The sequence below is a fragment of the Pontibacter anaerobius genome, assembly GCF_026241195.1.
Taxonomy (GTDB): domain Bacteria; phylum Bacteroidota; class Bacteroidia; order Cytophagales; family Hymenobacteraceae; genus Pontibacter; species Pontibacter anaerobius.
This window is the reverse complement of the sequence record NZ_JAPFQO010000008.1, coordinates 108641-132804: the sequence shown is the minus strand read 5'-3', so window position 1 is coordinate 132804 and position 24164 is coordinate 108641. Positions and strand designations below refer to the sequence as shown.

19 protein-coding genes and 1 tRNA gene are annotated in these 24164 nt (G+C 47.8%); 15 read left to right on the top strand and 5 right to left on the bottom strand.

Annotation, left to right across the window (positions count from 1 at the left end; all coding sequences use genetic code 11):
• The first annotated feature begins 342 nt into the window (after positions 1 to 342).
• The 4 genes from OO017_RS12805 to OO017_RS12790 all read left to right on the top strand — a co-directional run bounded on the left by OO017_RS12805 (position 343) and on the right by OO017_RS12790 (position 7026).
• The gene (locus tag OO017_RS12805; RefSeq protein WP_266052894.1) at positions 343 to 1782 is read left to right on the top strand and encodes a TolC family protein; all 1440 of its coding nucleotides are present in this window, start codon (positions 343 to 345) and stop codon (positions 1780 to 1782) included.
• 30 nt (positions 1783 to 1812) lie between these two features.
• Positions 1813 to 3012 carry an efflux RND transporter periplasmic adaptor subunit gene (locus tag OO017_RS12800; protein ID WP_266052893.1) on the top strand — a complete coding sequence of 400 codons (1200 nt, stop codon included), beginning with the start codon at positions 1813 to 1815 and terminating at the stop codon, positions 3010 to 3012.
• A 4-nt stretch (positions 3013 to 3016) separates the two neighbouring features.
• The gene (locus OO017_RS12795) at positions 3017 to 6145 is read left to right on the top strand and encodes an efflux RND transporter permease subunit (RefSeq protein WP_266052892.1); all 3129 of its coding nucleotides are present in this window, start codon (positions 3017 to 3019) and stop codon (positions 6143 to 6145) included.
• Positions 6146 to 6582: 437 nt separating this feature from the next.
• A complete protein-coding gene (locus OO017_RS12790) occupies positions 6583 to 7026 on the top strand; it encodes a cupin domain-containing protein (RefSeq protein WP_266052891.1) in 444 nt (147 codons plus the stop codon).
• A gap of 179 nt (positions 7027 to 7205) precedes the next feature.
• Here the strand turns inward: OO017_RS12790 and purL are convergent, their stop codons facing one another.
• The gene (gene purL, locus OO017_RS12785) at positions 7206 to 10889 is read right to left on the bottom strand and encodes a phosphoribosylformylglycinamidine synthase (RefSeq protein ID WP_266052890.1); all 3684 of its coding nucleotides are present in this window, start codon (positions 10887 to 10889) and stop codon (positions 7206 to 7208) included.
• A gap of 840 nt (positions 10890 to 11729) precedes the next feature.
• On the opposite strand from purL, the gene OO017_RS12780 reads away from it, so the two are divergent.
• The 3 genes from OO017_RS12780 to OO017_RS12770 all read left to right on the top strand — a co-directional run bounded on the left by OO017_RS12780 (position 11730) and on the right by OO017_RS12770 (position 14071).
• On the top strand, positions 11730 to 12836 hold the full coding sequence (locus OO017_RS12780; RefSeq protein WP_266052889.1) for an NAD(P)-dependent alcohol dehydrogenase: 1107 nt from the start codon (positions 11730 to 11732) through the stop codon (positions 12834 to 12836).
• Positions 12837 to 12883: 47 nt separating this feature from the next.
• Positions 12884 to 13618, top strand: a complete 735-nt coding sequence (locus OO017_RS12775) for an SDR family NAD(P)-dependent oxidoreductase (RefSeq protein WP_266052888.1) — start codon at positions 12884 to 12886, stop codon at positions 13616 to 13618.
• A 123-nt stretch (positions 13619 to 13741) separates the two neighbouring features.
• Positions 13742 to 14071, top strand: a complete 330-nt coding sequence (locus OO017_RS12770; RefSeq protein ID WP_439651311.1) for a (R)-mandelonitrile lyase — start codon at positions 13742 to 13744, stop codon at positions 14069 to 14071.
• Between the two features lie 201 nt (positions 14072 to 14272).
• Here the strand turns inward: OO017_RS12770 and OO017_RS12765 are convergent, their stop codons facing one another.
• Positions 14273 to 15163, bottom strand: a complete 891-nt coding sequence (locus tag OO017_RS12765) for a helix-turn-helix domain-containing protein (RefSeq protein ID WP_266052886.1) — start codon at positions 15161 to 15163, stop codon at positions 14273 to 14275.
• A 161-nt stretch (positions 15164 to 15324) separates the two neighbouring features.
• On the opposite strand from OO017_RS12765, the gene OO017_RS12760 reads away from it, so the two are divergent.
• The 4 genes from OO017_RS12760 to OO017_RS12745 all read left to right on the top strand — a co-directional run bounded on the left by OO017_RS12760 (position 15325) and on the right by OO017_RS12745 (position 18720).
• The gene (locus OO017_RS12760; protein WP_369426431.1) at positions 15325 to 15726 is read left to right on the top strand and encodes a DUF983 domain-containing protein; all 402 of its coding nucleotides are present in this window, start codon (positions 15325 to 15327) and stop codon (positions 15724 to 15726) included.
• A 444-nt stretch (positions 15727 to 16170) separates the two neighbouring features.
• Positions 16171 to 17001, top strand: a complete 831-nt coding sequence (locus OO017_RS12755) for a helix-turn-helix domain-containing protein (protein WP_266053062.1) — start codon at positions 16171 to 16173, stop codon at positions 16999 to 17001.
• A 96-nt stretch (positions 17002 to 17097) separates the two neighbouring features.
• Complete coding sequence (locus OO017_RS12750) at positions 17098 to 17964, top strand: nuclear transport factor 2 family protein (RefSeq protein ID WP_266052885.1); 867 nt, start codon at positions 17098 to 17100, stop codon at positions 17962 to 17964.
• Between the two features lie 36 nt (positions 17965 to 18000).
• Entirely contained in the window at positions 18001 to 18720 is a 720-nt protein-coding gene (locus OO017_RS12745; protein ID WP_266052884.1) for a DsbA family oxidoreductase, read from the top strand.
• Between the two features lie 159 nt (positions 18721 to 18879).
• Here OO017_RS12745 and OO017_RS12740 read toward each other — a convergent pair.
• Positions 18880 to 18951: transfer RNA gene (locus tag OO017_RS12740), tRNA-Glu, on the bottom strand.
• Between the two features lie 178 nt (positions 18952 to 19129).
• On the opposite strand from OO017_RS12740, the gene gap reads away from it, so the two are divergent.
• From gap to OO017_RS12720, 4 genes are all read left to right on the top strand, one after another.
• Positions 19130 to 20122 carry a type I glyceraldehyde-3-phosphate dehydrogenase gene (gene gap, locus OO017_RS12735; protein WP_266052883.1) on the top strand — a complete coding sequence of 331 codons (993 nt, stop codon included), beginning with the start codon at positions 19130 to 19132 and terminating at the stop codon, positions 20120 to 20122.
• 257 nt (positions 20123 to 20379) lie between these two features.
• The gene (locus OO017_RS12730; protein WP_266052882.1) at positions 20380 to 21231 is read left to right on the top strand and encodes a universal stress protein; all 852 of its coding nucleotides are present in this window, start codon (positions 20380 to 20382) and stop codon (positions 21229 to 21231) included.
• Between the two features lie 99 nt (positions 21232 to 21330).
• Positions 21331 to 22212 (top strand): diacylglycerol/lipid kinase family protein, encoded by an 882-nt coding sequence (locus tag OO017_RS12725; RefSeq protein ID WP_266052881.1) that lies wholly within the window; start codon positions 21331 to 21333, stop codon positions 22210 to 22212.
• 110 nt (positions 22213 to 22322) lie between these two features.
• The gene (locus OO017_RS12720) at positions 22323 to 22670 is read left to right on the top strand and encodes a translation initiation factor (protein ID WP_266052880.1); all 348 of its coding nucleotides are present in this window, start codon (positions 22323 to 22325) and stop codon (positions 22668 to 22670) included.
• A gap of 256 nt (positions 22671 to 22926) precedes the next feature.
• On the opposite strand, the gene OO017_RS12715 is transcribed toward OO017_RS12720, so the two are convergent.
• Together OO017_RS12715 and kdsB are read right to left on the bottom strand one after the other, a co-directional pair.
• On the bottom strand, positions 22927 to 23352 hold the full coding sequence (locus OO017_RS12715; protein WP_266052879.1) for a hypothetical protein: 426 nt from the start codon (positions 23350 to 23352) through the stop codon (positions 22927 to 22929).
• Positions 23353 to 23364: 12 nt separating this feature from the next.
• Positions 23365 to 24099: a 3-deoxy-manno-octulosonate cytidylyltransferase gene (kdsB, locus tag OO017_RS12710; RefSeq protein WP_266052878.1), complete on the bottom strand. Its 735-nt coding sequence runs from the start codon at positions 24097 to 24099 to the stop codon at positions 23365 to 23367.
• Positions 24100 to 24164: the final 65 nt, after the last annotated feature.

The window sequence follows — 24164 nt, the reverse complement described above, 5'->3', positions numbered from 1 at the left end:
GTATGCTTGCAATCATTCTTGCTACTTGACTAAAAAGATCAGCATAGTATAAGCTGCACCTAAAATTTTGCTTTTCTATAGCAGATGTTGCTCGCTTACTTTTTAGAATGTGTTACAAAGCCCCGTACACATCTGCCCAGGATTATAAGTGTACTGAAATCTACTGCGCATCAGCAACACTAAAACTGATTTATTTTATACTTCAAAACCTGTTCTTATACTTTAACTGCCCCTGCCAGGTATAACCTTAAACTGCCGCTTCTGGTTAAATGACTTATGCAAGTATAAATTGGGCTAAGATGTACCACCTGCCCAATCTAAGAATACAAAAGTATAAGCAATTTGAAAAGCGGCGGTTTCCTTAGCGGATTTGTTAAAGGCAGGTCATACTTTACACCTGGCCAGTACGTGCTGTGCTGCTTTATACTACTTTGCTTCTCGGGCTGCAACCGTAAAATGGCTGATGTGCAGCTCCCCTACGAATCCCCACAAACTTTCTCATTACCCGGCGAAGAGGTGGCCCCAGACAGGTGGTGGCAAGCTTTTGAAGACCCTACGTTAAACATACTTGTTGACTCCGCCTTAGAATCTAACCTGCCGTTGAAGGTTTTTTGGTACCAGTTCGAAGAGTCGAAAGCCATACTTACCATAACCTCAGCGGCCAGAGTGCCAGATGTATTTCTGCAACTCAGGAGTGGTATAAGTCGTCCGGAACCTGATTTTGCCGGGGGAGAAAACACGCAGCTTGGGTTAGGGGCGAGTTATGAAGCAGACCTTTGGGGACGCATCAGGTATAGCATAGCTGCAGAAGAGTATAGGTTTAGGGCCAGCTACTACGACTACAAAACGGCAGCCGTCACGCTAACAGCTGAGGTGGCCTTAGCCTGGTTCAGGCTAAAAGCGAACAACATTCAACTGCAGCTGGTGGACGATCAGTTGGAGACAAATGAGCAGGTACTGGCGCTTATCCGCAACCGCTTTGCCAGCGGACAGGTAAGAGGCGTTGATGTTCTGCGGCAGCGGCAACTCATCGAAAGTACAAAGCAGCAACGGATAACGCTTGAGCTGCAAAAAGAGCTGCTGGAGAATCAGCTATCGATACTGCTTGGGCAACCACCTGGCGAAGTTGTAGAGGCTTCTGCTAAGATGCCAGAATTGCCGCCATTGCCTCAAACAGGAATCCCGCTGCAACTTGTAAACCGAAGGCCCGATGTGCAGCGGTCGTTCAGTATACTTCAGGCATCAGACAGAGAAGTAGCTGCCGCTATCAGCAACCGTTATCCGCGACTGACATTCTCGCTCAATGCTGCACTCAGGTCAAATGATCTGATCGGGTTATTCGAATCGCAGGCAATTTCGTTGGGCAGTAGCTTGTTGGCACCTATTTTTAACGGAGGCAGGTTAAAAGCGCAGGTAGATCAGGCAGAGGCCATACGGCAGCAACAACTAAATGATTATGGACAAACTGTACTCGTGGCTTTCCAGGAAATAGAAAACGCGCTGATACAGGAAACAAAGCAAGTCCAGCAAATTGAAGTAATAGCAAAGCAGGTGGAGCTGGCTGAAAAAACCTTTGGGCAACTCAGAATAGAGTACCTGAATGGCTTTATACCTTACCTGGATGTGCTGGTTACGTTAAACCAATTACAACAGCTCCGCCTTGATTTAGTTAATGCAAGGCTTGACCTGCTGGAAATAAGAGTAGGCCTTTACCGTGCCCTGGCAGGAGGTTTTGAAACGGAAAGGGAATTGCTTTTACAGGAAGAGATCGAGGGTTTATAGCGTAGAGGCTATCATCAAAATAGCATCAGGATGACCAAAAAGAAGACATTCTTAATTAGTGCAGCTATACTTCTGGCAAGTATCATCGTCACCGTTGTTGTGTTTATGACGGAGCCGGAAGCACAGCGGGAAGGGGCAAGTATAAAAACTGCCATGCTGGTAGATGTGGTGCAGGTGGAACGAGGTAATTATACTCCTAACGTAGTGGCAACCGGAACCGTGCAGGCGGCAAAAGACATTACCTTTAGTACGCAGGTAGGCGGGGAGGTGATCCGCATCTCCGATAACTTCACACCAGGCTCTTTTGTTAAAAAAGGAGAGGTGCTGCTACAGATAAATCCTGCTGATTACCGGAACACGCTGCAGCTCAGAAGAAGCGATCTGGAGCTGGCCAAATCAGACCTGAGTGTGGAGATGGGCAGGCAGGAAGTGGCCCGTAAAGATTATGAGCTGATTGGAGAAGACCTGCCCACGAAAAACCAAGACCTTGTGCTGCGCAAACCACAGTTGGATGCAGCAAAGGCGAATGTGGCTGCAGCACAGGCTGCAGTAGACCAGGCCCGGCTCAACCTGCAGCGCACCACCATCCGGGCACCCTTCGATGCACACATTATCACCCGAAACGCTAACACAGGCACCCAACTGGCTCCCGGAGCTGACATCGGAAGGTTGGTAGGAATGGAAGAATACTGGGTGGCAGCGGATGTGCCTGTCTCGAAGGTGAACTGGCTTACGTTTGCTGAAAATGACCCTGGGGCTGGGGCAGACGTAAAAGTGATAGATGCCAACAGCTGGCCGGAAGGGCAGTACAGAAAGGGCTATCTATATAAACTGGTAGGAGCACTTGATACGCAGACACGGCTGGCAAGGGTACTTATCTCTGTGCCGGACCCGCTGGCGCGGAGAACGAACGCGGATACAATCCCACCCCTGCTTATAGGTACGTTCGTGGAGGCGCACATACAGGCAAAACAATTGAAAGATGTTATCCGCCTTAGCCGCGACTACCTCAGGCAGGACAACACGGTGTGGGTAATGAAAGACGGCAAGCTCAATATCCGGAAGGTAGAGGTGTTGTTCGAAGATCCTGATTTTGCTTACATCAGCAAAGGTCTTTCTGACGGAGAAATGGTCGTAACAACAGACCTGTCAACGGTGGTGGAAGGCTCTGAGCTACGTACAGAAGGAAGCAAAGCCAGACCAGATACAGCAAGGAAAGAAGGGAAATAGTAGTATGACTAAACCAGATAAACCGGCTGAAGACACACACAAGGGGCCTATTGCCTTTATGGCCCGCAACCGCGTGATCACGAATCTGCTGATGTTTATACTGATCGGTGGCGGCATCTGGACGATGTATAACGTGCAGAAAGAAGTATACCCGCAGTTTCAGCTGGATTATGTGGAGATAAGCGTGGTGTACCCGGGAGCAGCCCCAACGGAGACAGAGCAGGGAATTGTGCTGCCCGTGGAGGAAGCCATTAAGGGCGTACAAGGTATAAAAGAAGTCACTTCTGTGGCCTATGAGGGATCCGGAAGGGTGACGGTGGAACTGGTGCCCGGCACCGACAGGATGAAGGCCTTTCAGGATATAGACCAGGCCGTGGGCCGCATCCAAACTTTCCCGGATGATATTGAACAACCACAGGTAAGGCTGCTGGACCAGCGGCGGGACGTGATGCAGATTGGCCTGTACGGGGATGTGGATGTCTGGACGCTGCGTATATTGGCCGAACGGCTCCGTAACCGGCTGCTGGCAAACGATGAGATCACGCAGGTAGAGATCGGCAACGTGCCCGACTTTGTGACGCATGTGGAGATACCCGAGCATACCTTGCGCGAGTATAATATGACGCTGGGGCAGGTGGCCAGTATCATCCGCAATTCCAGCGAAGACGTACCGGCGGGCTCTATCGAAACACAGGCCGGAGAGGTGCTGCTCCGGATGCAGGAGCGGAAACTGTGGGCCGAAGAACTCTCCAAAATAGACGTGATTTCTTCTGAATCGGGTGCCACGGTAAAACTCGGCGATATTGCCAAAATTACCGATGGGTTTGAGGAAACAGGTTTTCACGGACAGTTTAACCAGCAGAACACCGTAGACTTGGAAATCTTCCGGACAGGTAAGCAGTCGCCGCTGGAGATAGAGGAGCTGGTGAAGCAGATAATGGCTGATTTTGAGAAGGCCTTACCTCCCGGCGTAAGCATCCGGATCGACAGTAACCGGGCAGAAGACTTTCGGGAGCGCCTGGCGCTTTTAACTGAGAATGGTCTGTTGGCTATTGTCATCGTAATGGTGATTTTGGGGCTGTTCCTGGAGTACCGTTTGGCGTTCTGGGTGATGATGGGCATGATCATTTCCTTTATTGGAGCGATGGTGCTTTTGCCCGTTATGGATATAAGTATAAACATGATCTCGATGTTCGGTTTCCTGATCGTGATGGGGATTGTGGTGGATGATGCTATTGTAGTGGGGGAGAACATCTATGCATACAGGCAAAAAGGCTATGGGTACATGGAGGCTGCTATACTTGGTGCCAAAGACGTTTCCAAACCCGTCATCTTCAGTATACTTACTACCATCATCGCCTTTGTGCCGCTCCTGTTCATGCCCGGCGAAACCGGTAAATACTGGTGGCCGCTGCCGGTGGTAGTAATCGCGGTGTTGGCGGTGTCACTTTTCGAGGCGCTCTTTATACTTCCTTCGCATGTGGCGCACAAGCCGAAGAAGAACAAGTCTAAAGCCCTACAGAAGCTGGAGAGCTGGCAGAATTCCGTCGCTGAGGCCTTCGGGAAGTTTATAGATCGCCGCTACCAACCTTTCCTGAACCTGTGCCTGCGCAACAGATATATTACGCTTACTTCTGCGGTGGCTTTGTTACTGGTTGTTGGCGGCTTTGGTTACAGCGGCCATATGGGCATGGTGCTGATGCCCGAGGAAGCTGCCGATGAGATTGAGTGCGCGGTAAGGTTACCCGTTGGAACTACCACCGATCAGGCTGCCAAAGTAGCCATCCAGATCACCGAGTCTACACAGCGCATGTTCGAGGAACACAACCTGTATGAGGTAGCCGAAGGCATCAAAACCAACGTGCGCGGCAAAGATTTTATCGATGTGGAGATCGTGATGAAACCGCCCGATGAGATTGATATAACCGCCAAGGAAGTAATCGAATTGTGGCGAGAAGAGATCGGTGACATTGAAGGCGTAGACCAGATCACGTTTGAGGCAGAGCGTGGTCCAGGTGGTGCGCGCCAGGATATAAGTATAGATTTGAGTCACACCGATATAAAAGTGTTGGAGCGTGCCAGTCAGGCCTTTGTGGAGCGGGTGGAAGCCTTTGAAGAAACCCGCGACATCAGCGATAACTACAACATGGGCAAACTACAGCTGGGCTTTGAGCTGTTGCCGGAAGGCAGAAGCCTTGGTTTAACACCTTCCGCCGTTGGGCAGCAGGTACGCGATGCATTCTTTGGAGCCCTGGCCATGCGCCAGCTACGCGGCATCAACGAAACCGAGATCCGTGTAAAGCTACCGGAGGAAGAGCGGAAGGACATGTATAACCTGGAGGAGTTTATCATTCGCACACCAGACGGTACCGCAGTTCCCTTGCTCAACGTGGTAAAAGTCACATCCGGGGAAACCTTTACCAATATTAACAGGCGCGACGGACGCAGGATAGTAAATGTAAGTATGGATGTGGAGCCGGCCAATGCCCAGACGCGTGTGCTTAAATCTTTAAACGAAGAGGTACTTCCACAACTGCAAGCTGACTTCCCCGGCATCACCTGGACCTTTGAGGGGAGTCAGGCTGAGATGCGGGAGTCTACGCAGGCCCTGTGGTCTGGTTTTATCATTGCCATGCTGTTGATCTTTTCATTATTAGCAGTGGCGCTGAACAGCTACATTCAACCTATTATTGTGATGCTGGCTATACCTTTCGGCGTGGTGGGAGCGGTAATCGGTCACATCTTACTAGGCTATGATCTGTCGTTGGTGAGCCTGATGGGTATTATCGCGCTATCAGGTGTAGTAGTGAACGATTCGCTGATCATGATCGACTATGCCAACCGGCAAAAGGGAGATGTCTCTGCCTACGATGCCATACATGAAGCCGGCATCCGCAGGTTCAGGCCCATCATCCTTACCACGCTTACCACCTTCGGCGGCTTAACGCCAATCATACTTGAGACGTCCAGGCAAGCATTTCAACTTATACCCATGGCTATTTCGCTAGGCTTCGGGATTGTTTTCGCTACAGCCATTATACTTGTGATCGTGCCTTGCCTTTATATGATAATGGATGATGTGGTGAAGATGATGAAGAAAGAGAAAGGCTCAAAGCAGTTGCAGCGTTCGTAGTTGCTTCTGTCAGTTATACTTTATCACTGCTCTTTAAAAAATCCCGATACCAAAGTCCAGAGTCTTTAATAGTTCGCTGCTGCGTTTTGTTCTAGCCCGAACATAGAGACTATATGCTTCTGTCCATCTATAATTATAGTCGGGAAAGACCACTTGTAGTAAGCATGCTCAAATTTTGAACTTTAATCAAGTACAAGTCTAAAGTACAACTAATTAATCGGTGAGAGTCGTTAAATAAAAGAAGGATGTACCTATGTATGAGTTCATTGGATGTAGTTAGGTGAAACAGAAATATTAATTAATAGATCAGAGCTATGAAAACAAGAGTTATAATGAATAATATGCTTCTCAATTCTGCAATATATAGCTGTACACTATTCCTGTTATCAGGCTGCGGAGAAAGTACGGCTACTAGCGTAACAGATGCTGAAGGGGCAATGGCAGAGAAGGTAGAAGGTAATGTGCAGGATGCAGACATGGGCATGAAGCCATGGGCACTGAACATTGAGGAAGCCACAGTGAACAACCCTGATTATCGGGCAGTAAAGTGGACTAGTGCACACATGCAGATGGTGCTGATGTCTCTAAAACCAGGCGAGGAAATAGACCTGGAAGTACATAACAAAACAGACCAGTTTATCCGGATCGAACAAGGGGAGGCTCGTGTACGAATGGGCAAGGAATCAGGTAAGCTAACCTACGACAAAACGATATCAGATGATTGGGCTGTGTTGATCCCTGCCGGATACTATCACCACATCAAGAACACAGGTACAACGGACCTGAAACTTTATACTATCTATGCACCAGCTGAGCATCCTAAAGGCATTACTCATAAAACATATGCTGAAGCCAAAGAAAGTCATCATGACCATGAATAAGAAGCGTAGCAATTAGCCGCGCAGGTAGATCATTCTTAATTTCCGGCTATTACTGTTTAGCAGATCAGAATAGTACCTATACAGAAAACCCTCCTGCTTTAGAAATTATATCTCTAAAACAGGAGGGTTTAGCTATTATAAATTATCTCAAATGCTGGGACAAAATAGCTTTATATTCACTATTTTCCGTTAGTCTCCAACCACTTTCTGGCATTCACGAAAGCCTCCATCCATGGCGATACTTCGTCGTGGCGGCCTTTCGGATAGTGTGCCCATTGCCACTGCAGAAGCGAGCGCTCAATGTGCGGCATCATCACCAGGTGGCGACCCGTTTCGTCACAGATCATGGCGGTGTTGTAGTCAGAACCGTTCGGGCAGGCTGGGTAAGTTTCATAGCCATACTTGCCAACGATCTGGTATTTATCTTCTAAGTGTGGCAGGCAGAAACGACCTTCTCCGTGTGATACCCACACTCCCAGCGTACTTCCGGCCAGGCTCGAAAGCATTACCGATTTATTTTCCCGGATAGTTAAAGACGTGAAGATGCTTTCGTGTTTATGGCTTACGTTATGCAGCATTTTCGCCGGCTCTTCATGGCCCTTGGTAATGAGGCCTAACTCCACGAATAGCTGACAGCCGTTGCAAATGCCTACTGATAGGGTGTCTTCGCGGTTAAAGAAGTTCTCCAGCGCTGTCTTTGCTTTTTCGTTGTACATAAAGGCTCCGGCCCAACCTTTGGCCGACCCAAGAACATCTGAGTTAGAGAAGCCACCCACGGCACCGATGAAACGGATATCCTCCAGGGTTTCCCTACCGGAGATCAGATCCGTCATGTGCACGTCCTTCACGTCGAAGCCCGCAAGGTACATGGCATTGGCCATTTCACGCTCAGAGTTACTTCCTTTCTCACGAATGATGGCAGCTTTTATTCTTGGTTTAGAGTTGTCTATAACCGGCTTCTTACCGTCAAATCCTTCCGGAAATTTGTAGATCAGGTCGTGCTTTTTATAGTTGTCGAAACGCTCTTTCGCACTTACCGGACCACTTTGCTTGATGTCGAGTAAGTATGAAGTTTTAAACCAGGTATCACGTAGCTGAGCAACATCAAAGCTGTAAGCGTCTTCACCGTTTTTCAGTTCTAACGTTGCAGTAGAAGTGCTTGTACCTATTTTGTGGAAAGGCACGTTGTTCGCTTTTAAGGTCTCTTCCACGTCTGCTGATGCCTGGAATACTACGCCAATGTTCTCAGCAAAAAGCACTTTGATGCTGTCCGCTTCACCCAGAGATGTCAGGTCAATGGATGCACCCAAGTTATTATCTGCAAAGCACATCTCAAGCAGGGTCGTGATCAAACCACCGCTGCCAATATCATGACCTGCTTCAATCTTACCTTCTTTAATTAATCCCTGCAGGGTATTAAATGCACTCTTAAACAACGAAGCATCAGTGATATCCGGTGTTTCATTGCCGATTTTATTCACGATCTGCGCAAACGAAGAACCGCCTAACTTGTAGGCATCGTTTGAAAGGTTGATGTAGTAAATATTACCACCATCTCGTTGCAGAACTGGCTCCACAACCTGGCGTACGTTGCAGCAGTTTCCCGCTGCTGAGATGATCACTGTACCAGGTGCGATAACTTCCTCGTCTTTATACTTCTGCTTCATGGAAAGCGAGTCTTTACCTGTCGGGATGTTGATGCCCAACGCGATGGCAAAATCAGAACAGGCTTCTACGGCTTTGTATAAACGAGCATCTTCGCCTTCGTTTTTAGATGCCCACATCCAGTTGGCAGAAAGCGAAACACTTTTCAAACCATCCTTTAAAGGAGCCCAAACGATGTTTGATAATGACTCACCGATAGCATTGCGGCTACCTGCAGCCGGGTTAATCAGGGCTGAAACAGGAGCATGACCCACAGAAGTAGCAACACCCTCTTTACCCTGGAAGTCTAAAGCCATCACGCCACAGTTGTTCAGCGGCAATTGCAATGGACCGGCACACTGTTGTTTCGCCACACGGCCACCAACGCAACGGTCAACTTTATTGGTTAGCCAATCCTTACAGGCTACGGCTTCTAACTGCAGCACCTGCTCCAGGTAAGTATAAAGTTGGTTCTTGTCGTAGCTTACAGGCTGGTAGTTTCTTTCAACAGATTTGTCAGCCATCACCATTTTCGGCGAACTTCCGAACATGTCGCTTAGCTCCAGGTCCATCGGTTTTTCGCCAGTAGTGCAGGATTCGAAAGTAAAGCGGTGGTCGCCGGTAACGTCACCTACAGTATACATAGGTGCTCGTTCACGCTCTGCTATCTTTTGCAGGGTATCAATATCCTTTTCGCCAATCACCAGTCCCATTCGCTCCTGCGACTCGTTACCGATGATTTCTTTGGCAGATAGGGTAGGGTCGCCTACGGGCAGTTTATCCAAATCTATTTTACCACCGGTTTCTTCAACTAACTCCGAAAGGCAGTTTAAGTGACCACCTGCACCGTGGTCGTGAATAGAAACGATTGGGTTGTGCTCACTTTCCACCATGCCGCGGATAGCGTTAGCGGCACGTTTCTGCATCTCCGGGTTAGAGCGCTGGATGGCATTTAATTCGATGCCTGTGCCATGCTCACCTGTATCGGCAGAAGATACAGCGGCGCCGCCCATACCAATGCGGTAGTTCTCACCGCCAAGTATAACAATCTTATCACCAGTTTTCGGATGCCCCTTCTGCGCCTGGCTTGCTTTGCCGTAGCCAACGCCACCAGCCAGCATGATCACTTTGTCGTAACCTAGTTTTCTTGGTGCCTCAACTTCGTCAGACTTTTCGTCGTGTTCGAATGTCAAAACAGAACCTGTGATCAAAGGCTGTCCGAATTTATTTCCAAAGTCGCTGGCTCCGTTCGAGGCCTTGATCAGTATGTCCATTGGCGTTTGGTACAGCCACTTTCTTTCCTGCGTCGCCTTTTCCCATGGGCGGTCTTTTTCCAGGCGCGACAACGCCGTCATATATACTGCTGTTCCGGCAAGTGGAAGCGCTCCCTGTCCACCAGCCAACCTGTCTCTGATTTCACCTCCGGAACCGGTTGCCGCACCGTTAAATGGTTCTACTGTAGTCGGGAAGTTATGGGTTTCTGCTTTGATAGAGATAACGGATTCGAAGTCGCTTACTTTGTAAAAGTCAGGTACATCGGCGCGTTTTGGCGCAAACTGCTGTACCACCGGCCCTTTTACAAAGGCTACGTTATCTTTGTAAGCCGAAACAATATCGTTCGGATTGGCTTCTGATGTTTTGCGAATCAGCTTGAACAGCGAAACAGGTTTCTCTTCGCCATCAATCACAAACTTGCCATTGAAGATCTTATGACGGCAGTGCTCCGAGTTCACCTGCGAAAAGCCGAAAACTTCTGAGTCGGTAAGTGGTCTGCCCAGCCTTTCGGAAAGCTGGTTTAAATACTCAACTTCTTCGTCGCTAAGCGAAAGCCCTTCCTGTTTGTTGTAAGCGGCAATATCCGTAACCGGCTGCACAGGCTCCGGCTGAATATGGATATCATAGATATCCTGATCAAGACCATTATACTTTTGAGAAAGCATTGGGTCAAAGTCAGTGAAATCTTCTGCTACTATTTTAAACTCCTCTATCCGGATGATTCCCTCAATGCCCATGTTTTGGGTAATTTCGACGGCGTTGGTGCTCCATGGGGTGATCATGGCAGCGCGAGGGCCAACAAAAAAGCCACTCAGCACAGTTTCCTGTTTTAGAGTGGCGTTGCCGAATAACCATTCAAGCTTTTGAATGTCTGTGGAGGTTAGTTCCCGCGCAGTTTGCAGCGCGTAAACCGTATCAGGTTGATTAAAAAAGAAGTGAAGCATGCTCGTTTTTATTTCAAGTCACAAAGTTACAGTTTAAATTTTAATTTTTGGATAGTTGGAGTTTAGGTGTAGAGACAATTTATATTTGTTTTGAAACAATAATAAGTTCAAAATAGGTTTAAATCCTTTTTCCTATTCCTAACTGGAAGTTGGAAATCTCTGAATTTATTCGGTAGTACCTTACCTAAACAAAGTCTCGGCAATTAGGCATTTATTCTGCCAGGTCTGAAAATGCTGTTGTGCTCGAAAAGATACAGTCAGTTAGGCCGGAGAAGATCTGCCCCAGGGCATTAAACGGATTCCGGTGGGGGGGCAAGCGACGGTGTTCCCCGATGGGGTGCAGTATGACCGGGAAAAGGAGGCTTACCGAACCACGCGGGTGAACTCGTTTTTCGTCGTTTCCAGGGAGCTGGCGCAGCTTTCAACGGAAAAAGAAAGAGGGAAAAGCGATTCTGAAAATCCCTTTTCCCTCCTGGTAGACCGTGGGATGGAATTATCGAACCTTTTCCACAGGGATTTGGCTGCTTTAGAAGAATTTTTGGACTAGGAGAGGAGCTGGCTTAAGGTTCACTGTTATCAACACAGGTGATAAAGTTTATATCAACAACTCTTTACCCGTAATTCAATGTCTAGCCTTCTCTATAGCCTCTAGTAAACTGGTGCCAAGAGAGTAGCATAGGGCTTCTGAGCCAACAGAAAAGGTGGTTGCACCGGGGCTAGTGCATGCAAATTTGTACGACCAAACAGAAGTTATTCCGTTTGATAAACTGGAATCGTACTTTAAAGAGAATTTAAAATAGGAAAGTATACTTTTTACCTAATTGAAAGACAGCATACATTATGGAAACAGTAAAAGCAACAGCAGAGGGAGCCGTTCCTGTTAAAACGAAAGAAGTGAAAGCATTTGGAACTGAAGCAGCCGATGCGGCTTTGGAGCAATTGAACATACAGAGAAGGAACCCCACGCCACAAGATGTGGAGATCGAAATCTTGTATTGCGGGGTTTGCCATTCTGATCTCCACACAGCCCGGAATGAGTGGCATAGCACCGTATATCCTTGTGTACCCGGGCACGAGATAGTGGGCAAAGTTACGAGGGTTGGCAGCCATGTAACTAAATTCAAAGAGGGCGACCTGGCAGCGGTGGGCTGTATGGTGGATAGCTGCCGTGAATGTGACTATTGCAACGAGGGTCTGGAGCAGTATTGTTCGGAAGGCAATACGGGAACCTATAACTCACCCGATACCCACTTGGGCACCCATACCTTTGGCGGATATTCCGAGGGCATCGTGGTGAATGAAGGTTATGTGCTGCGGGTGCCCGACAACCTGGAGCTGGCAGCTACTGCGCCATTACTATGCGCCGGCATCACCACGTATTCGCCACTAAAGAAGTGGAACGTGGGGCCCGGCCAGAAAGTAGGCATTGTTGGCTTGGGTGGCCTGGGGCACATGGCAGTGAAACTGGCCAAGGCCATGGGGGCAGAGGTAATCGTGTATACTACTTCCCTGTCGAAGGTGGAGGATGCCAAGCGCCTTGGAGCCGATGATGTGGTGCTGTCGAAAGACGCAGAGCAAATGGCAAAGTATACCGGCAAGCTCCACTTTGTGTTGGATGCTGTTTCGGCACAGCACGACATCAATGCCTACCTGAACCTGCTGCGGGTAGACGGTTCGCTGGTATTAGTGGGGGCTCCGGAGCAACCACTTCCGACAGCAGCATTTAGCCTCATTCCGTTCCGCAGAAGCTTTGCCGGCTCCATGATCGGGGGCATTGCCGAAACACAGGAGATGTTGGACTTCTGTGGCAAACATAACATCGTCTCGGATATCGAGATGATAGACATGCAGCAGATCAATGAAGCCTATGAACGTTTGCTAAAAGGGGATGTCAAGTACAGGTTTGTGATTGATATGGCATCGCTGAAAAAAGAAAACGCCGGATAGAGAAGAGATGGAAGCTAGTTGAGGAATCGCTAAGCGGATAAGGTGATATGGCAAGGGTATTTATTACAGGGTCGGCTGAAGGCTTAGGGCAGCTAGCCGCGAAAGCGTTGATCGCGCAGGGACACAGGGTGGTGTTGCATGCACGCAATGCCGCACGTGCACGCGATGCGATGGACAAAAACCCGGGAGCGGAAGCCGTTGTAACAGGCGATCTGTCAAATAGGGAAGAAACAATACAGCTGGCTTCCGATGTGAACGCGCTGGGTGCCTTTGATGCCGTGATTCATAACGCTGGCGTTTACCAGGCCCCGGCAAAGCAAATCTTCGCGGTTAATACCTTAGCGCCCTACATCCTTACCTGCCTGATACAAAAGCCAAAGCGACTGATCTACCTGACCTCGGGTATGCATCTGCAGGGGCAGTTGCAGCCCGAGAGCTTGACTAGCGATAGTAGCCGCATAACCTACTCCGATTCTAAGTTGCATGTGCTGACGCTTTGCATGGCCGTAGCACGGAAGTGGGCGGAGGTGTATGCCAATGCCGTTAACCCGGGCTGGGTTCCGACCAAGATGGGTGGACGTGGCGCGCCGGATAGCTTGCAAAAAGGGTATGAGACACAGGTATGGCTTGCTGTCAACGACGATGAAAAGGCAACAGTAAGTGGCCGTTACTTTTTTCACCAGCAAGAAAGGCACCACCATCCTGATGCAGATAATGTCGGGTTACAGGAGCAATTTCTGGAGGTTTGCAAAAAACTGACAGGAGTTGCCTTTCCTCAGTAACATTGATTTTATAAACATTCATTCTGCCTCTTAGCCGGGGCGGATAAAAATAGTATTTATGGAAATAACAAGAATCGGCACACAGCCTTCCGGCAAAGGCTGGAAGATTGGTTCACCGGAGCCGTGCGTATAGACCCACTATTTGCAGCAAACGAGGCAAGACGCAGTGCAGCTGCAAGTGTCACCTTTGAGCCGGGGGCAAGAACTGCTTGGCACACGCATCCGCTCGGTCAAACTTTGATCATTACGGCCGGCTGCGGCCTCGTGCAGAAAGAAGGGAGTGCCATTGAAGAAGTACACCCTGGTGACGTTGTTTGGTTTGAGCCAAACGAAAGACATTGGCACGGTGCCACGCCTACAAACGGCATGACCCATATTGCCATACATGAAAACCTGAACGGCAAGGTCGTGGATTGGATGGAGAAAGTGTCGGACGAGCAGTATAAAAAGTAAGCTAAGCCAGCAGTTTCGCCGCAAGGTTTGATATCGGAAATATTTAAACCGAAGGGGAAATTTATCGAACCAAAAAAGCCGCTCCATTTGACGTGGTGCGGCTTTTGTACTATGGTAGACCGAAGGATGGAATTATCGAACCATTTCCACATGGATCTGACAATATTAGAAGAATGTCTGGACTTTTAATACTAGATCCTTTTAAGGTAATGACTTCTTATTTGTTACTCTGAACTGCTCGGGAGTAACACCTCTATGTTTTTTGAAAAACCGGAAGAAATAAGCGCTATCAAAATAGCCGAGCTCTGCAGCGATCTGAGAGCTAGTCAGCTCAGAATGAACCAATAGTCTTTGTGCTTCCAGCAGTGTACGTTGTTGCATCAGTTCTTTTGGTGTCTTGCTCAAATAATTTCTGCAGACGGTATTTAAGTGCTTTTTGGTTACATGCAAACGCTCAGCATAATAGGCTACAGGCTGGTGCTCCTTGTAATGCATGTCAATGAGTCGCTCCAGGTTTTGCAGGAGGGTTTGTTCTTTCCCTTGATGGCCTGCTCTGCCTGCATTAGGCCGGAAGATACGGGTCAACTCGATCAGAAGTACATCCAGGTACCTGCTGAGCATAACTTCTCGCATCAGCTTTGCTTGCTTGTGCTCGTGCTCTAGTTTATGGAAAATTGGGATGAGCACACTTTCATCTTCCTGTGTGACAGTCATAACCGGGTTGTAGAGCAAGGCATTGAAGAAGGGGTAATCAAGAAGCATTCTGCTTGGGTACTCCCTGGCATAATACTCTTGTGTGAAAAACATGACATAGCCATCGGCATCCTCAGACAACTCCCAACTGTGCACCTGTCCAGGCGTCATAAAAAAGAACATACCTGGCTTTACGTCATACTCCTTGAAATCTATGGTATGAACTCCTGTTCCCCGGTTTATGAAAAGTACAATGTAGAAATCGTGCTTATGAGGCTCACGTATAAAAAGGTGTTCCTGCAGGTGTGCTGCGAACGAACTAAAGTAGAAGTATTGGGCTTTTTGTTCCCGGGCCTTGAAATCCTGTATCTGGTAAATAGGTAAAAGTTCTTTCGGCATAAGAGTTCTTTACGCAGCTTAAGTTACGGATGGTTTATTAAGGTGTAGCCCGTTTCCTTTATGTATAAATGTAGTACAAAAGTACAGTAATTCGTCTCTTTTGTGCAGATACATAGCTCTGTTAGGGCTTTAACTTTGTAGAGTTAATAAGGAATAAAGTTATGAGCCAGAAAAATTCATTTTTATATAGTGCGCTTACTATTAAGTGCCCTCGCTGTCGTGAAGGAAACATGTTTCCAGAAGGCACCTTTTACAGCACCAAATTTGCAGACATGCACAAGTATTGCCCATGCTGCGGTCAAGCTTTTGAGCCTGAGACTGGCTATTACTATGGAGCCATGTATGTTAGCTTCGCTTTTAATGTGTCCATCTTCCTGGTATCCCTTTTTATACTCCACCAGTTCGTGGAAGAAGTAACGATGGCTATGATGATAGGAGTAGTGGCCATCACGGTTGTTGGGTTTCTTCCAGTTATCTTCCGAATCTCCAGGGTATTGTGGATCAATATTTTTGTCAGGTATGAAGGGCCTTGCAGTCTCATTCCCAAGAAAAGCATAAAATGATAATGTCATGAAGGATTGCTGCAAAACAGGCGACGAAATGCCTCCTAAAAAAGGACAGGTTTGGCTGAAAAGGTTTGTATATGCCATTGCTTTCATTTTTTTGGCAGTAGTGCTATTTCAGCAACTTATTTTCTGATTAGAAATGAAAAAACAACTGATTTATTTCACGGTAGCATTTGTATTGCTCTCAAGCCAGGCTCTGTAAATGGAGAAGTATTATATTTTGAATCTGAAGCAACTTATGAATCCTTCAATGGGCAGAATTAGCCATGTAGGCTTCAAACGGAAATACATTTGATTATATGATATGAAATGAGTTAAACTGTTGATTGGTTCTTGTAAATCAGGCAAAGCTGATACTCTTTGCCTGATTTATTTTGGCAATAATTTTATCAGGTTTTAAAATTGACGGAGCAAATCAGAAACTATGACTTTAAGGAGGGAATGCATGTAGAGTTTGAAATTGTATCCATCACTGACTTATACAAGAAAAGCAAGGAAATACTAACTTCTCCCCATAGAACGGCTTTCTATCATATTCTCTGGTTTCAAAAGGGTACCCCAACCCATTTGGTAGATTTCAATCCAATCGAAATCAAACCACAGACGCTGCTCTTTCTGAATAAAGATACGGTTCAACTCTTTGACCCTAAAGAGAGCTTTGAAGCCAAAGCTATTCTATTCACCGACAACTTCTTTTTCAGGACTGAGGCAGACATGAAGTTTCTCCGCAGTTCCATTCTGTTCAATGACCTGCTGGGCGTATCTCAAGTGCAGCTTGATAGCTCTACAGACAATTTTAAAGTCCTCTTCAGCTTAATGGAAGCAGAACTGGCAAACAAGCATGAAATTTACTACGCCGATACGCTAAGGAGCCTGCTGCATAGTTTTCTGTTGCTAGCTGAAAGAGAGCGTAGAAAGCAAGGTTTCACAGAGCTGAAGAAAGGGCCAGACCTGGACTATACTATCCTTTTCAGGGATTTGGTTGAAGCTGATTTCAGGCAGATGAAGCAAGTTAATGTATATGCCTCGAAGCTAAGTGTGACCGAGAAACGGCTAAACCAGGCAACATCAAAGATCCTCGGAAAATCCCCTAAAAGTATCATCGATGAAAGGGTAATGCTGGAGGCAAAAAGACTGCTGGCACATACCAATGACAGTATAAAAGAGATTGGCTATTCACTGGGCTTTCAGGAGCCGACCAACTTTATTAAGTTTTTCCGCAAGCACAACAGGAGCACACCTGTGGAGTTCAGAGAGCAGTTTACTACATAAGGCCTCTTCCCAAAAGTATCATCCAAAGGACCAAAACTACCTTTCGCAACGCGCTGATTCATTGCAACTTTGCATCATGAATTAACAAAGTAGTAAATGAAAAAGACAGTATTAAGTTTAGCGATGATGGCAGGTATAGGCATAGCCGGCTGCAGCACATCAGAAGTAAATTCATCAAAAGGTAAAGACAAGACAGAAATGGAAACATCAAACAAGCAAAAGGGAATGGCCTTATTGAAGGCTTTGGAAACAGGTGCAACAGAGCCTGCTAAAGTGATCAACCCTGACAAGTATATCCAGCACAACCTGAAAGTTGCGGATAGACTAGAAGGCTTTGCCGCCTTTTCGGATATTCTTCCGGAAGGCGAGACGAAGGTAAACACTGTGCGGGTATTTCAGGACGGGGACTATGTTTTTGCCCACAGTGAATACAATGTGTTTGGTCCTAAAATTGGCTTTGACATTTTCCGCTTTGAGGACGGTAAAATTGTGGAACACTGGGACAACCTGCAGGAAACGCAGCCTTCCAACCCAAGCGGCCATACCATGATAGACGGCCCGATCCAGGTGAAAGACCTTGATAAAACAAAGGAGAATAAAGCGCTGGTAAGTAGCTTCGTGGATGATATTCTGGTGAACGGCAGAATGGAGAAACTCACCGGTTACTTTGAAGGTGATCACTATGTCCAGCATAACCCATACATAGGAGATGGTCTGTTTAATTTAGGAAAAGCGCTAGAGGAGTGGGCAAAGCAAGGCATTACGATGAAGTATGACAAAGTACATATGGTGCTTGGGGAAGGCAACTTCGTCCTTGTAGTGAGTGAAGGCCAGCTGGGTGGTCAGCATACCGCTTTCTATGATCTCTTCAGAGTGAAAAATGGCAAAATTGCAGAACATTGGGATACACTGGAAACGATACCTTCAAAAGACCAGTGGAAGAACAACAACGGTAAGTTCTGAATAGGGGCACAGTATCTGAATAAAACAAGAGCAAAGATGCAAGCAAAAATGAAAATAGAGATTTGGTCAGACATAGTTTGCCCATTCTGCTACATCGGCAAGCGTAAGTTTGAGACTGCATTGGAACAATTCAGCTATAGAGACGATGTGGAGGTTGTTTGGCATAGCTATCAAATGTTTCCGGATTATAAGCAGCAAACAGGCGCTGATTTTTATGAGACTGTGGGCAGACTGAAAGGTATTAGCAGAACACGGAGTGAGCAAATGCATAACCAGATAGCGCAATATGCAGAAGAGGTAGGATTAGATTACAACTTTGAAAAGATCCTACTCCCCAACACATTTGATGCGCACCGTTTCTCTCTTTATGCCAAAACCAAAGGGCTTCAAAACGAGGCAGAAGAAAAGCTGTTCTACGCATATTTCACAGAAGGTCGTAACATAGGCGACATAGAAGTGCTTGTTCAATTAGGCAAGGAGTTAGGGCTGAATGGCGATGAAGTGAATGAAGCCCTGAGCAGTAAACAGTTTGCCACTGAGGTTAGGGATGACATTGCTGAAGCTCAAAGAATAGGGGTGTCTGGCGTTCCATTCTTCCTGATAAATGGCAAGCTGGCTGTTGCTGGAGCGCAAGACCCGCAGGCTTTTCTAGATATTATAGTTCGTGCATGGCAGGAGTGGAGTAAGGAAAACACAAGGCCGGCAATCGAGATTCTGAAAGGTGATTCTTGTGATATGCAAGGAAGTTGTAGCTAACAATTGTACATGCAAAAGGGGATTGCTGAAAAGTAGTCCTCTTTTGCAGTTCATCTCAAAGGCTGGTTTACAAGAAAGTTCGATAAGTCTAACCAAAGAGGAAATTTATCGAACAAAAAAACCCGCTCCATGTAATGTGGAGCGGGTTTTTTAATGTAGTAGCCCGTAGGGGAATCGAACCCCTGTTACCAGAATGAAAATCTGGCGTCCTAACCCCTAGACGAACGGGCCGTTCTGTCTAATTGTGGTGCAAATATAGCGGGTGTTTTAAATTTTGCAAAAACTTAGGGAGAATATTTTTTAACTTTATGCGTAAAACATTAGAGATCAGTAGAGAAAAAAATATTGGTTTTACACTATACGAAGTCGTAACTTCGCATCATTATCAAACTCTCAATAACTAGATACCATGTCTAAAATTAAAGTTGCAATCAACGGCTTCGGCCGAATCGGCAGACTTACTTTTAAGGCTCTGCTTCAGAAAGAGAATGTGGAGGTGGTTGCCATCAACGACCTGACAGATACTAAAACACTGGCACACCTGCTGAAGTATGACTCTGTACACGGCAGATTTAACGGAACGGTTGAGGCCTCTGAAGGCGGAATAATCGTGAACGGCAAAGAAATTAAGATTACGGCTGAGCGTGAGCCGAAAAACCTGCCTTGGGGCAAACTGGGCGTAGATGTGGTGCTGGAGTCTACTGGCCGCTTCGTGGATGACGTAAGCGCTGGTGGCCACCTGGAGGCTGGTGCCAGAAAGGTAGTTATCTCTGCTCCTGCCAAAGGCGACGTGAAAACTGTTGTACTTGGCGTGAACGAGGAAGTACTGACAGGCGAGGAGAAGATCGTTTCTAACGCTTCTTGCACTACCAACTGCCTCGCGCCAATGGCGAAAGTTCTGGACGATACTTTCGGTATTGAGAAAGGATATATCACTACGGTACACGCTTACACTGCTGACCAGAACCTGCAGGATGCGCCGCACAAAGACTTGCGCCGTGCCCGTGCAGCTGCTTACTCTATTGTGCCTACCTCTACAGGTGCCGCTAAGGCCGTAGGTCTGGTACTTCCTCACCTGAAAGGCAAACTGGATGGTGTAGCAATGCGCGTTCCAATTCCGGATGGCTCTCTGACTGACTTAACTGTTATCCTGAAGAAGCCTGCTACGAAGGAGGAGATCAACGCTGCCATGAAGAAGGCTGCTGAGAACGAGCTGAAAGGTATTCTGGAGTACACAGAAGATCCGATCGTTTCTATCGACATCGTAGGTAACACACACTCTTGCATCTTCGACGCTGAGATGACTTCTGCTAACGAGACGTTAGTGAAAGTGGTAGGCTGGTACGACAACGAGGCTGGTTATTCTAACCGCGCCGCCGACCTGATCACACGCATCGGCTAAGCAAGCAGTTCGATCTAAAGTATAAAAGAAGGTCCACCCTACAGCAGGGTGGACCTTCTTTTTTGCCCCTCCCGAACAACATTTACGGCAACAGAGTATAAAATGACGAAGATCATAGTTTATATTAGCCAAACGCTATACTTTTATGCCTGAAGTATGGTTCTGCGCTTATCTTCAGTTCTTTAGGGCTGATGCAACAGTACAGAAGCATAGTTTAAATGTTGTATATAAGAACTTCCACTTAAACCGCACAAAACATGAGAAGGATTCTAGTTCCCACTGATTTTTCGGATGAGGCCCGTAACGCCTATGAGGTAGCCATTTCCATCGCGCGCCGCACGGGTGCCGCCATAAAGCTGCTGCACGTGGTCGAAACACCATACTATACCTCAAACTTTAGTGCCACCGGCGATGTAATGGTTGGCTCTGACGGCATGGAGCAGGTCTACATGTTGCGCCTGCTCGAGAACACAAAAATGCAGATGAGCGAACTGCTGCGGACAGTGCCGCACGAGGGGGTGGAAGTAGTGCACGAGGTGGATGTGGACCGGCCGATCAACAAGATCAAAAGAACGATAAAAGAGGATGAAGTAGACCTGGTGGTGATGGGCTCCAAGGGATCAAGCGGGTTGGATGAGTTCCTGATCGGCTCCAACACCGAGAAGGTTGTACGCGCTGCCGATTGCCCCGTGCTTACAGTTAAGCACCGTATCCCTGACTTTGATGTGCGTGAGATTGTGCTGGCATCTGACTTTAAGCGAGAGATACGTGGTGCCATGGATCGCTTCAAGGAGTTTCAGCAGCTGTTTGGGGCACGTATTCACCTGGTGTACATTAACACGCCGGGGGCATTCGAGTCTAGCAACAATGTGCGGCAGAAGCTGCAGTATACCGCTGAAAAGTATGGTCTGCGGAACTATACTATAAATGTGTATAACGATGTGATGGAGGAGGACGGCATCCTGCACTTCGCCAACGATATACGTGCTGACATGATCATGATGGCCACGCATGGCAGAACCGGTTTTGCGCATCTGCTCAGCGGAAGTATAGCCGAAGACCTGGTAAACCATACCAGCATCCCGGTTCTTACCGTTCACCTGAAGTAGAAGTATAAAAATGTACCTGAAGCCTGATGCCCTCCAGCGTCAGGCTTTTTTTATCCCACCTGAAAAAGGTAATTTTGTTCTCCGGTAACCGCCTAACCTATGAGCAAACGTACCAGAATCCGCTTTATCATCAACCCTACCTCCGGCACCAACAGTCGTGTAGATGTGGCTGCCCGTATTCGGGAGCACCTTGACGAACGTAAGTATGTGCATGACATTATGTATACCACACATGCCGGTCACGCTCCTGAGCTGGCGCATCAAGCAGCCAACGAGGGCATTGAAGTGGTGGTGGCTGTGGGGGGCGATGGCACGGTAAACGAGGTAGCCCGCGGGTTGCTTAAGACCGAAACGGCACTGGCTATACTTCCGAAAGGCTCCGGCAATGGGTTGGCGCGTCACCTGAAGATCCCGATGGCGTTGGAGGGAGCCATGCGCGTAATCAACCAACGTAACGTTATCACCATAGATAGCGGAGAGATAAACCAGCACCCTTTCTTTACCACAGCAGGCATTGGCTTTGATGCCTACATCAGTTCTGTGTTTGCCGGCAATAAAAAGCGTGGCCTGCAGACGTATGTGGAGCTTGTGATGAAGGAGGTGCTTAGCTACAAGCATTTGCCCGTAAAAGCAAGTATAAATGGCAAAAGCTTGGAAACCGATTGCTACGTGATGGCCTTTGCCAATGCCGCGCAGTATGGCAACAACGCCTACATAGCCCCCACAGCCGATATTCAGGATGGCCTGCTGGATGTGTGCCTGGTGCGTAGGCTGGATTTGGTGAAAGCCCTGAACCTGAGCTACTGCATGTTAACCAAGCAACTGGCTAACCCCGACAGCGCCGAGTATTTTAAAACGGAGCGCGTAACGGTGCAGACGGAGGAGGACATTATGTATCATGCCGACGGGGAATACCTGGGCAAGGCAAGGGAGTTTGAAGTAAAGATGGTGCCGCTGTCGCTGAAGGTGCTGGTGCCTTAGTATAAGTACGAATGAATAGAGAGTAATTAGTAATGAGTTATGAATGTGCTGTTTAACGGCATAAAATCCAATTAACCATTGTTCATTACTGATCATTAATTAAAATAACGATGAGCGATAAAAATAAAAAAGGCCGCCAAGGCGTGGTTTACTCTACCAACCAGGACTTTAATTACGAGTATGAGCAGGAGCACGCGCAGGAGACGCTTCCGCCGCAGCAGCAGAACCTGAAGGTGATGCTGGATAAAAAAGCACGTGGCGGCAAGCAGGTAACACTGATTACCGGTTTTGTTGGCACTGAAGATGACCTGAAGGATTTGGGCAAGCTGCTGAAGAGCAAGTGTGGCGTGGGCGGCTCAGCTAAAGATGGTGAGATCCTCATCCAGGGCGACTTCCGCGATAAAGCAGTGCAAGTACTGCAGGCTACCGGCTACAAAGCTAAGAAGGCGGGAGGTTGATTTAAAAGATAGAAAGTCGGGAAGTTCGTGAGCCTTGAGGACCCTTTACTGCCGCAAGTTCTCAACTCGTGGCTCAGCATGAGTTGGAACTTAACTGGGCTCGAAGAGGCCAAGCTCTCTACTGCAGAACATCCCTGCAAAAACAACCAATGCATCATTTTCCTGCTCCGCAGAAAGCAAGTTGAAAACTTGCCTGATGAGTAGCCACAAGTTATGCTTCGCTAAACTTGCGGCGGTAAGTCGTTTATTCTGCTCTCTAAGCTTCTAACTTCCCGATAAACTTCTTCGGCCCCTCCAGGAGCCAGAAGTTGGCGGTTTGCTGCACAAATACGTTGCCGGCAAGGGCGGAGGCTTTGGGAGGGGTCGGTTTGTATACTTGCCGCGGCTGCTTTTTGCTATCTGCTTTCACAAACCCAACATCCTCCAGGCGCTGCTGCAGCTGCTTGGGGCTATACTTCTTTACAGGTACACGCACTTCGGTTCGGCGGTACAGCACCAGCATCGTAATTATGAAAAGCACCGAAAACACAGCCGCATTAAAGCCAATCTCCTGGATAAGTATCATGCTTTCTCCCTCAGAAAACTTCCCACTCAGGCCATACCAGATCGCCGTTAGCACGCTATACATGGCGAAGAAGTATGAATTCAGCCTTACGAAACGCATCAACGTATAATTCCGCATTTTAAAGTATACTTATAGGTGCTGAATAGCTCGCTCCAGGTCCTCCGGTGTGTCGATGCCGATGGTTTCGTGGTGGGTGAGGGCAGTAGTGATGCGGAAGCCATTCTCCAGCCAGCGCAGCTGCTCCAGCGACTCGGCTAGTTCCAGTGCAGAAGGTGGCAGCTGCGTGATCTGCTCCAGAATATCGGCACGGTAGCCGTAGATGCCAATGTGCTTGTAATACGTATGCTGCTTGTGCCAGATATCGTTGGGTACGTTGCGGCAGTAGGGTATGGGTTGGCGGCTAAAGTATAAAGCTTCCTTTGCCTGGTTTAGCACCACCTTTGGAGAATTCACATTGAACAGCTCCTCCGCCGTCTCCACTTTTTTCACGAGCGTTGCCAGCTGCGTTTGGGGTCTGTCAAAGCAACGGGCGACCAGGTCTATCTGCTCCGGGTGGATAAAAGGTTCATCGCCCTGTATGTTGATGATATACTCGTACGGCTGGTTGTTGAGCTTGTAGGCCTCAAAGCAGCGGTCGGTGCCGCTCTGGTGCTGGCTGCCCGTCATCACGGCCCTGCCTCCGAAGCCTTGCACGTGCTCGAGAATGCGCTGGTCGTCCGTCGCCACAACTACCTCCGCCAGGCTCGATTTCTTTGCCTGCTCGTACACGCGCTGGATCATACTTTTGCCTTTGATGTCGGTGAGGGGTTTGCCGGGGAAACGGGTGCTGGCGTATCGTGCCGGGATAATGCCGAGTACTTCCATAAATTTAAAGTATTGGGATGAGATTCAAAGGTACGCAAGAGCCGCCACTAATCCAGCGGCAAAAG